General features: G+C 38.3%; 11 protein-coding genes. 4 read left to right on the top strand and 7 right to left on the bottom strand.

What is annotated here, in order from left to right; translation table 11 throughout:
- The first annotated feature begins 7 nt into the window (after positions 1 to 7).
- From phnW to PPBDW_RS08500, 3 genes are all read left to right on the top strand, one after another.
- Positions 8 to 1,123: a 2-aminoethylphosphonate--pyruvate transaminase gene (phnW, locus tag PPBDW_RS08510; protein ID WP_412457827.1), complete on the top strand. Its 1,116-nt coding sequence runs from the start codon at positions 8 to 10 to the stop codon at positions 1,121 to 1,123.
- A gap of 50 nt (positions 1,124 to 1,173) precedes the next feature.
- Positions 1,174 to 1,986, top strand: a complete 813-nt coding sequence (phnX, locus tag PPBDW_RS08505) for a phosphonoacetaldehyde hydrolase (RefSeq protein ID WP_036794798.1) — start codon at positions 1,174 to 1,176, stop codon at positions 1,984 to 1,986.
- A gap of 304 nt (positions 1,987 to 2,290) precedes the next feature.
- Complete coding sequence (locus tag PPBDW_RS08500) at positions 2,291 to 2,689, top strand: hypothetical protein (protein WP_036794796.1); 399 nt, start codon at positions 2,291 to 2,293, stop codon at positions 2,687 to 2,689.
- Positions 2,690 to 2,750: 61 nt separating this feature from the next.
- Here PPBDW_RS08500 and PPBDW_RS08495 read toward each other — a convergent pair whose 3' ends face one another.
- The 4 genes from PPBDW_RS08495 to PPBDW_RS08480 form a co-directional block, all read right to left on the bottom strand.
- Positions 2,751 to 4,121 carry an SLC13 family permease gene (locus PPBDW_RS08495; RefSeq protein WP_036794793.1) on the bottom strand — a complete coding sequence of 457 codons (1,371 nt, stop codon included), beginning with the start codon at positions 4,119 to 4,121 and terminating at the stop codon, positions 2,751 to 2,753.
- A 507-nt stretch (positions 4,122 to 4,628) separates the two neighbouring features.
- Entirely contained in the window at positions 4,629 to 5,372 is a 744-nt protein-coding gene (locus tag PPBDW_RS08490; RefSeq protein WP_036794790.1) for a SanA/YdcF family protein, read from the bottom strand.
- A 201-nt stretch (positions 5,373 to 5,573) separates the two neighbouring features.
- The gene (locus tag PPBDW_RS08485; RefSeq protein ID WP_036794789.1) at positions 5,574 to 7,262 is read right to left on the bottom strand and encodes an NAD-dependent malic enzyme; all 1,689 of its coding nucleotides are present in this window, start codon (positions 7,260 to 7,262) and stop codon (positions 5,574 to 5,576) included.
- Between the two features lie 290 nt (positions 7,263 to 7,552).
- Positions 7,553 to 8,449, bottom strand: a complete 897-nt coding sequence (locus PPBDW_RS08480) for a 1,4-dihydroxy-2-naphthoyl-CoA synthase (RefSeq protein WP_036794788.1) — start codon at positions 8,447 to 8,449, stop codon at positions 7,553 to 7,555.
- A gap of 198 nt (positions 8,450 to 8,647) precedes the next feature.
- On the opposite strand from PPBDW_RS08480, the gene PPBDW_RS08475 reads away from it, so the two are divergent.
- Positions 8,648 to 11,047 (top strand): helicase-related protein, encoded by a 2,400-nt coding sequence (locus tag PPBDW_RS08475; protein ID WP_036794787.1) that lies wholly within the window; start codon positions 8,648 to 8,650, stop codon positions 11,045 to 11,047.
- A gap of 66 nt (positions 11,048 to 11,113) precedes the next feature.
- Here PPBDW_RS08475 and PPBDW_RS08470 read toward each other — a convergent pair whose 3' ends face one another.
- The 3 genes from PPBDW_RS08470 to PPBDW_RS08460 all read right to left on the bottom strand — a co-directional run bounded on the left by PPBDW_RS08470 (position 11,114) and on the right by PPBDW_RS08460 (position 13,632).
- Complete coding sequence (locus tag PPBDW_RS08470) at positions 11,114 to 11,569, bottom strand: tellurite resistance TerB family protein (protein WP_036794785.1); 456 nt, start codon at positions 11,567 to 11,569, stop codon at positions 11,114 to 11,116.
- 104 nt (positions 11,570 to 11,673) lie between these two features.
- Positions 11,674 to 12,648, bottom strand: a complete 975-nt coding sequence (locus PPBDW_RS08465; RefSeq protein WP_036794783.1) for a zinc transporter ZntB — start codon at positions 12,646 to 12,648, stop codon at positions 11,674 to 11,676.
- Between the two features lie 123 nt (positions 12,649 to 12,771).
- Positions 12,772 to 13,632 carry an AraC family transcriptional regulator gene (locus tag PPBDW_RS08460; protein ID WP_036794781.1) on the bottom strand — a complete coding sequence of 287 codons (861 nt, stop codon included), beginning with the start codon at positions 13,630 to 13,632 and terminating at the stop codon, positions 12,772 to 12,774.
- Positions 13,633 to 13,698: the final 66 nt, after the last annotated feature.

Genomic DNA, 13,698 nt, shown 5'->3' with positions numbered 1-13,698 from the left:
ATTTATGATGGAAAATACAACCAACCAATACTTGCTATTAACCCCCGGGCCATTAACAACAACGGCCACTGTTCGAGCTGCAATGCTTCAAGATTGGTGTACATGGGATGATGATTACAACCAAGATATTGTTGAAGTTATTCGTGCTGAACTGGTGCAATTAGCAACTAAACATCTAGGCTATACCTCAGTATTGATGCAGGGTAGTGGCAGTGCATCAGTAGAAGCCACTATCGGTTCAGTAATGGCTGATGATGATAAATTATTAGTGATAAGCAATGGTACTTATGGTGAACGAATGGGAGAAATTGCCCAATATTTAAAAATTAATCATCACGTTATTAGGCTGGCTGAAACTGAGTATCCAACAGCCACTCAAATTGCAGATATCTTAGATGCTGACAATACAATTACCCATGTTGCGATGGTACATTGTGAAACGACAACTGGAATGTTAAACCCTATTGCCGCTATTTGTGATGTCGTAAAAACACGTAATAAAATTATGATCCTTGATGCGATGTCGAGTTTTGGCGGTATTCCATTGGATATTGGTGAGTTAGGGATTGATTTTATGATCAGTTCAGCCAATAAATGTATTCAAGGTGTACCAGGATTTGCATTTGTTATCGCCAAACAATCACAACTTGAATTATGTGAAGGGCGTGCGCGGTCATTAGCTCTTGATCTATATGCACAATGGCAATGTATGCAACAGCATCAGGGGAAATGGCGTTTTACTTCTCCAACGCATACAGTACGTGCTTTTTATCAAGCGATAATTGAATTAAAGCAAGAAGGTGGAGTGAATGCTCGTCATCAACGTTATTTAACGAATCAATATTTATTAGTTAACGGAATGCAAAACTTAGGTTTTCGTTGTTTGCTTAGTGAAGATTTACATTCTCCAATTATCACATCATTTTTATCTCCACCACATCCTAGGTACGACTTTAAACTTTTTTATAATGAACTAAAAAATAAAGGCTTTGTGATATATCCCGGCAAGGTTTCAAATGCAGATTGTTTCCGTATTGGTAATATCGGTGATGTATATCCAGATGATATTAAGCGTTTAATTGCAGTCATTAAAACATCAATGTATTGGTGTGATGACAATTAATATTCATGATACTTAAGTTTTTATCTAATTAAATATATAAGGAAATAATAATGAAACAAGTTCAAGCTGTCATTTTCGATTTAGCGGGTACTGTCGTTGATTTTGGTTCATTCGCACCAACAACTATTTTTGTTGAGGCTTTTCGACGTGGATTTGACTTTGATATATCACTCACTGAAGCACGAGTGCCGATGGGGTTAGGTAAATGGGATCATATAAAAGCTGTTGGTGAATTACCTGAGGTTGCAGCACGCTGGCTGGCGCAGTTTAATCGTCCTATGACAGTTGCGGATATCGATACAATTTATGACACCTTTATGCCATTACAAATAGCTAAAGTTGGAGATCATGCTGAATTAATACCGTATACAGAACAAGTGGTGAGTCAATTACGATCACAAAATATTAAAATTGGTGCTTGTACGGGTTATCCAAGAGCAGTCTTAAATGCTTTGCTGCCAGCATTAAAGGATAATGGTTTTAATCCCGATTATGTTGTAGCAACTGATGATTTAATCGTTGGAGGACGACCTGCACCTTATATGGTATTAAAAAATATGATTGAATTGGGTGTCGATGATGTAAAAACATGTGTCAAAGTAGATGATTCGGCTCCTGGCATTATGGAAGGTAAAAATGCAGGCGTGTGGACAGTTGCATTACTATTGTCTGGTAATGAGGCTGGAATGACGTTAGCTGAGTATCAAGCTGCGGATTTGGCTACTTTAGCTCAGGCGCGCGATATTGCTCAAAAGGCTTTTAGTCACTCAAAACCTGATTATATGATTGATACAATAGCTGATTTACCAACCGTTATTCGCGAAATTAATGAGAAATTAGCATCTGGAGAAAGGCCTTCTTAAAACGAATGGCCGCTGGTGGTATTTATTAAAATTATTGCTATCAGCTATTTTTTTAGTAGTGAGGGATTTTGTATATTAGTTGCTTTTTTATAATATCTTGAATGTGTATTCATTGTTAAATAATTGTTTTTGCATGTATTTTTATTTATCTATCTGTGTTATTTACGTGATATTAGTCGCATATTTTAATTGTGATATGTTCAATTAAAATTGATATAGACGTATAGTAATTACATACGTTAGTCCTACTAACGATGTATAGATTATATGATAATGAATATTATGTTTCTGACTAAGGACAGCTATGGAAACAGTAATTGATAACGTTGTAGAAAATACGATTATTTTTGATTATACAGGTTTCCTGTCTAAATCATGTCAGCAACGTTTGTCATTTATAGATGTTCTAAAATATCTAATCCCTTCATTTGAAGTGGCAGTAAAAACAACGGAAAAAAATCCTTTATCTTGTGCTGAGCAATTAGAAAAAAAAGCATTAAAAGTGTTATCAACTAATGTTAGTGACACACATAATTTAACTCGATTATTATATTTAGCTAAGCAAGAGGGCATTAAGCAGCTTATTGTTTATCTTCCATACTCTCTTGAAGAACAACAAATAAAGGAATTAAATAATAGAATCAATGGCACTATTGAATTTGTTCAGGGTAATAGTGAGCAACTATTGTTTAATTTAGATTGAAGTTGTTAATAAAAAAAGGTGACGATTAACGTCACCTTTTTTATTAGGTCGTATTTTATTTTTACCAGAATAACCATGTAAATACAGTTAAAAAGATAATACAGACAATATTTAAATAAAATCCGACTCGCATCATCTCACTTTGTTTTATATAACCCGTACTAAATACAATTGCATTTGGTGGTGTAGCAACAGGTAACATAAATGCACAAGATGCACTAATTGCAATCAAGGCTGATAATATAACGGGTGATACCCCAAGCGCTTCAGCTACTGTTGCAAAAACAGGGACAAGTAAAGCGGCACTCGCAGTATTACTTGCAAACTCAGTAAGAAAGACGACAAAAATTGCTACACAGAGAATCGTTAGTAAAAGACCCGCTTGCTGTAACATATCACTTAGAGCTGTAGCAAGAAAGACGCTAGTTCCCGTAGCTTTAAGAATATTACTTAAGCAAATACCGCCTCCAAAGAGTAGTAATACGCCCCAGTCTGTTGAATTTTTTATGTCTTTCCACTCTACAACTCTTGATACGGCTAGCATTATAATTGCGCTTAAAGCCACTAAGGTATCAAACTTGGAATAGCCACCTAAAAAAGCATTAATAGGATTACTGAAAATCCACAAAGTTACCGTCACTAAAAAGATTGCCATAGTGATTAACTTACCGTTACTCCATTGAATTTGATTATGATTTAGCTCAAATTTATGGTTTAGATCTGGTTTTAATGTCACATACAGTAATGCGACAGTAAGAGGTAATAGAATAATTGTGACGGGTACACCAAATGCCATCCATTCTGTAAAGCTTAAACCAACTTCAGCAGCTGCAATGGCATTCGGTGGGCTACCGACAATCGTTGCTATACCACCAATGCTGGCACAATAAGCTGTGCCTAAAAGGACAAACACATATGTTTTGTGACCACTCTTAGTATTCACTTTACTTAGAACACCAAGTACAAGTGGTAACATCATCGCAGTCGTAGCTGTGTTGCTGATCCACATTGATAATCCAGCGGTAACACCAAATAGCATAAATACGGCAACTGACATTCTGCCTTTTGCCGCAATAAGAACTTTATCTGCGATAACTTGGTCAAGTTGCTGTTTATGCAAGGCCGCAGCAAGTGCAAATCCTCCTAGAAATAAGAAGATGATTGGATTAGAAAAACTGGCTAATGCTTTGGATGTATCAAAAACGCCAAATCCAACTGCAAATAGAGGTACGAGTAGAGCGGTAATACTGACATGAATAGCTTCAGTTAACCACATAACGGCAACGAAAAATAGAATGCTTAAACCAATAACAACATTACGTTCAAAAGGTAATGTATTGAGGAGAATAAGCATCATTAAGATATTGCCAATAAGGATTAAACTGTTTCTATTTAATAGCCAATGTTTGAGCGTAAGTGTAAGGGTTGTCATAGGTGAATCTTCCATATATTGAGGCTACATTATTTTTATAGTTAGCTTTAATTCGCGGAAGTGATAATACGTTGTGTTGCGGTGGTGTTAATGTGATGGGGTTATATTAATAAGGTTATAGTTGTTTGTTTTTTGTGGTTATTGTGATCTTGCTGTGATTTCTTATTTTATTTTTTATAGCATATTGTTGTTGTTGTAGTGCTTTTTAGTTCTATATAATTTTGTAAAATATAGTCAGTGCAGAGTATTTTGATCTATGCTAACATAACAAGTGCAACATGATGCTTATTTGGTTTTCATTATGGCTAGTGAACAATGAAAGAAAAAAAGTTGTGTTTAACTAAAAAAATTCACAAAGAGGCTCAAGAGCATATGCGACTTGTTCGTAATCGAGTCCTTGCACAAGTGAATAGTAAGAAACCTAGTTAGTATTTTCTGAATATAGGTAACGATAAGCCAGACGCATTTATAATGTGGCTGGCTTTTTTAATGTGCAGATATTGATGGTTATGGCGTAGTTGTTACTGCTGAAGAAGGGGGGATTATATCAACAGCGACCTTTTCAGTTGTAGGCAATGGGGCTTGTTTAAATGTCGCTTTTATTAATGGATCTATAATAGGTACTTTAGGGCCTAAGAATTTAGGTTGTACATGTAGGATAAATAAATCAATCATTGCTTTGACACGAGCAAATACTTCGCGTACTCGAATTTTAAAACTAGCAATACCACGGCGAGGTTCTTTAACTGCTAAGCAGGTAGCATTGATGTTGTAGTGATCAGCAATGAATAATGCGCGTTCACAATGGAACTGCTGAGTAATAATAACAAAATGGTTTGTATCAAAGACTTCTTTTGCTCGAACAATAGAATCAAGAGTACGAAAGCCAGCATAATCAAGCACAATCTCATCTTTAGCCACACCAGCTTTTAATAAGTCACGCTTCATTGTACGAGGTTCATTATATGAACGATGTGCATTGTCACCACTGACTAAAAAAACATCCACTTTGTGTTTTTTATATAAGTCGACAGCGGCAGACATACGGTAGGTATAGTAGGGATTAAGCGTTTTAGCGATATATTTACTGGTTCCCAGTACTAATCCTACGTTATAAGACGGTAGTTTAGCTGGATCGTGGTAAATTCGACTTTCTGTTTGTGCAGAAACCCAACGATCAAGTAACAACAATGTCGCAACAAAGATGATAAAGAGAACTGCAGTAATGCGAATGATGTTGAGCAGTTTCATAATTATCCAAACTCAAAATATAATGCTTTATTAATATCTTACCTCAATAAATTATATTTTTGTCTAAAAAAGCCAAAACAGTAGTGCTAATCGAGAGAGTTTGTGGATTTTGTGCGCAACCTCATGCCTTAAATCGCTTTTAACAAAAAATCCGAAGTGTTAAATAACACTTCGGATGTTAGCGATAAATTGATGTTGGGTTTAGAACGAAGTACGTTTGTAACGGCGATACTCTGACTTCCAGAAGTTCGCGTCAATTTTTTCGCGAATACGCTCATCAGAGTTTTTAGGTGCTTTATGTTGTTCAACCGCTTTTTTCGCGACAGCAAAAGCAATTTTACGTGACACTTTTTGAATGTCTTCCAGACCTGGTAATAATGGACCTTTACCATGAATGCCTAATGGTGAACATTCAGCTAAAGCTCGACTACTTTCCATTAACATTTCGTTCGTTACGCGACGGGCATTAACAGCGAGGACACCTAAACCAATTCCAGGGAAAATATAACTATTATTACACTGAACGATTGGGTAAGTTTTACCTTCATAAACGACGGGATCAAATGGTGATCCTGTTGCAACTAACGCATTACCTTCAGTCCAATGAATCAAGTCAAACGGCGTTGCTTCAACACGACTGGTTGGGTTCGATAGCGGGAAAATGATTGGACGTGGGCAATGTGCGTACATTTCACGGATCACTTCTTCACTGAATAATCCAGGTACGCCAGAAACACCGATTAACACTGTTGGTTTTGCATTACGCATCACATCTAACAATGAAATGTTACTATCGAGCAGTTCCCAATCTTGGATATTAGTGTTTTTCTGGATCAATGCTTGTTGGAAGTTAAGCAAGTTTGGCATGTTTTCAACTAATAAGCCCCAGCGATCGACCATAAACACTTGGCTACGAGCTTGCTCATCAGTAATACCATCAGCAACCATTTGTGCAATAATCGCTTCTGCAATACCGCAACCAGCAGAACCTGCACCTAAGAAGGTTACACGTTGATCTGATAGTTTACTGCCAGCAGCCTTACATGCAGCTAATAATGAACCAACAGTGACAGCTGCTGTACCTTGAATATCATCGTTAAAACAACAAACTTTATCTTTGTAACGTTCAAGTAATGGCATTGCATTTTTTTGAGCAAAATCTTCAAATTGAATTAATGCTTCAGGCCAACGGTGTTTAACTGCTTGAATAAAATCATCTACAAAGTTGTCATATTCTTTGCCAGTAATACGAGCATGACGCCAACCCATGTACATTGGATCAGATAAACGTTGTGGGTTATTAGTACCTACATCAAGTACTACTGGTAAGGTGTAAGCTGGACTAATGCCACCACAAGCCGTGTAAAGTGACAGTTTACCTATTGGGATTCCCATACCGCCAATACCCTGATCGCCAAGACCTAAAATACGCTCACCATCAGTAACAACAATTACTTTTACATTTTGACGAGAGGCATTGTTAAGCATGTCATCAATACGATCACGGTTCGGGTATGAAATAAATAAACCTCGACCACGACGATAAATATTTGAGAAATCTTCACATGCAGAGCCAACCGTCGGCGTGTAGATGATCGGCATCATTTCTGTGATGTGATTTTCTACAAGACGGTAAAAAAGTGTTTCATTAGTATCTTGGATATTGCGCAAGTAAATATGCTTATCCATATCATTATCGAATTTTTGATATTGCTGATAAGCACGATCAGTTTGCTCTTCGATTGATTCAATAGCTTCAGGAAGAAGACCTTCTAGATTGAAGAACATACGCTCTTCAACAGAGAATGCGCTGCCTTTATTTAACAATGGCGTCTCAAGAAGTATTGGGCCGGCGTAAGGAATGTATAGAGGTCTTTTATGGTTGTTCATACGATAAACTCTGTTGCTATTAGCCAGAAAAAGGACTGAGAATTTCAATGCTGCTAATGCTAGAACTTCATCGTTGATAATTCAAAGGGTAGAGTGATTTATTTCGAGAAAGCGGTCATATTTCTGATGTTTATTTTATTAGGACGTGAATTTTTGACTGGTTTTTGCAACAATCAATCGTTTTATAAAATAAAAGCCCTTAAGTAAGGGCTTTTATTTATGAGATACGTTCAATGGCGGCACCGCCATCGTAACGTGATCACCTTATTATTGTTTTGCTGTTATTGGGATCAATAATGCCAAGGGAACTTACTGAAATCTTGATCGCGTTTTTCAAGGAAAGCATCACGGCCTTCTTGAGCTTCTTCCGATGCGTAAGCTAATCGTGTTGCTTCACCGGCAAATAATTGCTGACCGACAAGGCCATCATCAGGTAAGTTAAAACCATATTTAAGCATGCGCATTGCTGTTGGGGATTTACTATTAATTTCTTTCGCCCAACGAAGTGCTTCTTCTTCAAGCTCAAAATGATCAACCACTTTGTTAACCATACCCATGTCATAGGCTTCTTGAGCGCTGTAGTTAAAGCCACAAAAGAAGATTTCACGAGCTCGTTTTTGACCAATCATTTTCGCTAAATATGCAGAGCCATAACCAGAATCAAATGATGCAACATCAGGATCGGTTTGCTTAAAGACTGCGTGCTCTTTAGAAGCTAGGGTTAAGTCACACACAACATGCAGACTATGACCACCACCAACAGCCCAACCAGGGACAACAGCAATTACAACTTTAGGCATAAAGCGAATAAGGCGTTGTACTTCAAGGATATGTAATCGACCCATACGAGCAACATCAGCAGTACCTTCTTCAGCGCCTTCGTATTTATAGCCATCTTTACCACGAATACGTTGATCACCACCTGATGAGAAAGACCACTGTCCTTTATGAGATGGGCCATTACCCGTAATTAACACACAGCCTACATCCGACCATTGACGAGCATGATCAAGCGCGGTGTAAAGTTCATCGACAGTTTTAGGACGAAAGGCATTTAAGCAATCAGGGCGATCAATGGCAATACGTACAGTGCCATGCGCTTTAGCACGATGGTAAGTGATATCTTCAAAGTTAAAGCCCGGAACGGCTTCCCATAATTCAGGGTTAAAAATGGTTTTGCTAGTCATACGGCGCAGCCTCCATAAGTTGATTCTGTAAGGCTAGGGAGTTACAGCAAAAAGTCAATTATTGTGGGGATAAACTGACATATTTACTGAAATTAACTACTGATTGTTTATGTAATCAGCAACTATGAAAGCTGTACAATGACAATACCATTGAATATTGTCACAATAAGGTAGTCAAAATCAGTAATAGATTGAATTATGTACTCTTCATTGCCTATCGATAGTATTAAGCCCGATTTTTTAGCGGCATTATCTCAACAGCATATAGTGGTTGAAGCTGAAACAGGATCTGGAAAATCAACCCGTTTACCATTATGGGCAGCAGAATTAGGCCGAGTGCTGGTGGTTGAGCCACGGCGAGTCGCTTGTACCTCATTAGCGGAATACCTAACCACCAAGACTGCAAATCCATCTCAGATTTCAGTAGGTTACGCAATCCGTTTTGAACAACATTTTGATGCAAATACACAGGTAGTGTTTGCAACACCCGGTGTCGCTTTACGTTGGTTAAGTGATGATCAGCTAGCGCATTTTGATACTGTGATTATTGATGAATTTCATGAACGTCGTTGGGATACTGATTTACTGCTTGCATTATTAAAGCAGCGTCAAAGTCATCGCTTGGTAGCGACATCGGCAACCATGGATAGCCAACGCCTTGTTGAGTATTTAGAGGCGACTCACTTACATGCAGCAGGGCGTAATTTCATGGTAGATGTTTATTACCATGCGAATGATAACCAAACCATGCCCAGTGGTGATCATCTAGAGCAACGAATCGTTAAATTAGTGAGTCAGCATTATGATGCTCATCAAGATATTTTAGTATTTTTACCTGGTAGAAAAGAAATTACTGCCGTAACTCAAGCACTAAGACGTTATTTTACTGATGCAGTTGCCGCTGATGAGATGGATGTTATTCCATTACATGCTTCTGTTACTGATGATGAACGGCAACGAGCATTAACGGCAAGCGAGAAGCAACGTATTATTTTAGCCACTAATGTTGCTGAAACATCACTAACGATTCCCGGTGTAACGTTGATCATTGATTCCGGATTAGAACGTCGTACCCACCAGCGTAATGGACGGACGGTATTATCATTACATGCAATTTCAAACGCGAGTGCTGAACAGCGTAAAGGGCGTGCTGGTCGTGTGAAAGATGGAGTTTGTTTACGTTTATATGGTAAAGCTGCACCGTTGGAACGATTAACACCAGCAGAATTACAACGTGAAGAATTGGTTGAACCTTATTTAGCTGCTTTGTGCTGTGATGCTCAATTTTCACAGCTATCATTTATTGATTCTTTACCTGAAAAAACATTAGCAAGTGCATTTCAAGCATTACAAGCAATGAATGCGGTAACTGCGGATGAAGTAGTCACTGATTATGGTCGTCGTTTGTATCAGTTACCAATTGATAGTTTATTTGCCCATTTAATAACAGCAATGCCAGATCGCCGTCATCAAGAAGCGATGGTTGATCTAGCGGCAGCATTATCTATTCCACAAAAATTATGGCAACCCCCTAAATCAGAGCAAGATCAACAAGCATTATGGTTATGGCTTGGGCAGCAATACTGTGATGCTACGGCATTAATTAAAATTGTGCGAGCAGATGCGGTGCCTGAATGGCTAACAGTTGATGACAATATGCGTGCAGAAGCGCGACTGTTAGCAGCTAAAATGCGAGAAGTGCTACAATTACCACAATTAGAAGTGGCTAGTGCATTTCGTCGTCAGCCATGGATTGAAGCTGTAATAGCCGCTGTTCCTGAGCTGGTGTATGTACGTCGTCAGCGGCGTAGACAAGCATTAGGCAATGGCTTTAATGAAGTAACACTAAGTCGTGATACCTTATTTGGTATAGAACATGATCAGTCTACTGACGCAGCGGTAGTTTTTGATCAATTTGCTTTACCTGGAAAAGGCATCAAGCAAAATATTGTGTTAGCCACTTGCGTTGCCCCAGTGACGTTGTCACAAATGGTGGCGCTTGATTTGGGTGATAAACAACAAGGACAAACCGTTGAAGCCAGTGCTGGCCACTTTCAAACAGCCATTGAACGAGTTTATGCAGGACGAGTCATTGATACTCAATGGCAAGACGTTAGTGGTGAGGCGGCTGGTGCTGCTATTGTTGATTTGATTTTAGCCAATGAAGTATTAGAAGGGTTAGCTGCGCGCTTAAGCATTGATATTAGACAATGGAATTTATATTTAGGTTTAGGGCGTTATCAAGCTGATATTTGTCAGCGAGAGCCAGAGGTGGTTGATCTAACGTTGTGGTTATCACAACAAATTGCAGATCTTGGGATTGAAACAATTGATGATATTGCTTTATTCAGTGCCGAGGATTTTATTTTTGAGGGGATTCCTAACTGGGAACGTGAAGAGTTTGATAATCAATACCCTCACAGTGTTAATTTGAATGATTTTGAGATGCGGATAGAGTATCAAATCAGTCGTAAAACCGTTATTGCTCATTATCAGCACGGTAATCGTAAGCAAGATCCTAAGCGGTGGGAGTTACCACGCTGGCAGGGGTGGCGGATTAAATATAAGAAAGCGAGTCGTACCATTGATATTCACTAATTTTCTTGTAAATAATAACCACGGTAGCAAATAACTACCGTGGTATTGCTTTGATTACGCATTATATTATGACGCTAATTTACCTGCATTGATTTTTGCGCGAATATATTCAGAGTGATCTAAGTAGATCAGATCAGAGACTTGTCTGATCACGGCTTCTTCAAGAGGATCAATAACACCATCGGCATAAGCTACTTGCCACATTGCTTCAATCAGTTGGTAACGTTGAGGTTGTGATAATTCACGTAATTTATTCGTGAATTCATACAAAGATACTGATTGTTGGCTCTGTTGTTGTGCTTGGCTAAGTAATATTGTTGCTTGCTCTTCTGTTGTATCAAGCAGCTTAATTAATAGTTGTGTTTTTGCTTGTTCTTCTCGTGGGTCACGATCATGATCTGCATTAGCTACTTCACATAAAAGTGAGGCCATCGCTAAATTCAGTGTCGGCGTATCGACTGCGCCAGCACTTGCACTTTCATTCATAACTTGTCTAAACAAAGTTCGTAATGTTGAAAACATTGTGGCCCTTATTTTGATGATAATTGCGTATAACTAACTTCTAAGTTTATATCGAGATGCTATAAAAATGAAAGTCGCTAAATATACGTTTGCAGTTTTATACGTTATATCCATTTGCGGCGATAAAATAATGCGAGCTGTAGAATTAAGACTCCGACTAATAATCCACAGAAGATTGAAAATGATAAATGATCTTCTGCCCCAGGAATTCCATCAAGGTTGACCCCAAATAAACCTGTTAGAAAACCGAGCGGTAAGAATACGGTGGTGATTAGAGAGAGAAAATATAAACGCTGATTTAAAGCTTCTGACTGCAGACTCATTAATTCTTCTTGAGTCACATTAGCACGTTCACGAATGGCATTAAGATCATCTAGCGCATGACTGATTTTTTCATTTACTTCATGGATTTTTTGGCGTTCAGATAAAGAAAGTAGTGGTGTTTCAATAGTGATCAATTTTGCTAATGCGTCGCGTTGAGGTGTAACAGAATGACGTAATTTAACGGTTTCGCGGCGTAAGACGGCGATATTATTACGTAGATTCATTCCACTATCTGTCATCACTTGGTCTTCGAGTTCAGTTAATTGCTCATCAAGCGTATCAATGACCTTCATTTTATGACTCGCGAGATGATCGCATAAACTTAAAATAAAGTTGCCAATAGAAGTTGGGCCAAACCCTCCTTCAATATGAGCTGCTATACGTGAGATAGCCACAACCGGTTGATTTGAAGTGGTAATAATGAGGCTTTTAGTAAAATAGCCACGGATAGAAAGCATTTTATCCGACGGCTTAGCTTGTGCATCTTTATCAATATCGACACCGCGTAACGCTAAAAAAAATCCGTCTTTAGTTTGATTAAGACGAGGGCGATCACGATCGTTAATGAGTGAGTCTTTTTCGATATCAGGCAGATGGCTTTGCTGTATCCACTGTTGTGCTTGTGGTTGGGTAAAATTAAGGTGTAACCACAACAAGCCATCATTTGCTTGCCAGTTATTAATTTTATCAAGGGTTAGTGCCTGTTTGGGATGATCGCTATTGAGTTGATAACAGTAAGCAAAGCAATTTGGCATGGTGGTTCCCTTTAATAGCATTCGTACTTAAATCTTATTTATTTTATGACTATAAGCTTAACCGATATAAGTCATCGATAGAAAATAAAATAAATAAAGCTTATTAATTCTAGAGTTTACTGCTCAAGATTTAGTCTGAAATCGAGTTCTAAATTGGCGTGGGCTAAAAGAACTCCAAACTTTAAACCGAGTGCTAAAATTAGTGGGATTAGGGTAACCGCAAAAATCACTGATATGTTGAATTGGCCATGAAGTCGTGGTTAATAACCCCGCAGCATGCTCCATACGTAGATGGGTTAAGCGTTCAATCGGTGCATGATTATAGTATTGCTGACATAAACGATGTAAATGCGGTTCGGAACAAGGGTACATTGCAGCGAGATCTTTTACTTGCCAAGGATGATGTAATTGCCGTTTAGCGTGTTGAAACACATGTTCTAATCGCTGTAGGGCTAACGGTGAATGGGGTGCGGTACGGTTGGCAACCAGTAAACAAAGTTGTTCGGTGATATTCGTTGAAAGCTGATCGGCTAACGGGTAACCCAAACAGAGAGCTTGTTGAAGACAACTGATAGTTTGAAACAATAATTCTCCTGATTGTGATTGATGGTAGGTTATTTCATGGGGTAAACGCTGATCCCAGTAGTTATGTTGTTCTAACATAACCCATGCCATATCCCAAATAAGATCATTGTTATCATCGGGATTGATATCAAAGCCGTTTTCATATCCAGGTGGAACATAGATAACATGACCGGGTTGTAAGTCCCATTGCTTATCTGTACTGCTTAGCATTCCACGTCCTTTTATGGTGAACAATAGCATGTGCATGTCAGGGTTACGTCGGTAAATAGTAAAGGCTTCTTTACCGTAATTAACGCCACATTGAATAATATGCTTTTGTTCTAATGCTAATGATTGTACTTGGTCAATAATGATTGATTGACACAGCGGTGAAATATTCAAATGTTCAAACCATGCCATTAAAAAGTCCTTATTTAATTAAAGTTGATAGTTTGGCAAACGTTTTTGATTACTTAGAATAACCGT

The sequence above is a fragment of the Photobacterium kishitanii genome, from assembly GCF_000613045.3.
Taxonomy (GTDB): Bacteria; Pseudomonadota; Gammaproteobacteria; order Enterobacterales; family Vibrionaceae; genus Photobacterium; species Photobacterium kishitanii.
The sequence above is the reverse complement of the archived record's forward strand: the minus strand, read 5'-3'. Positions and strand labels throughout refer to the sequence as shown.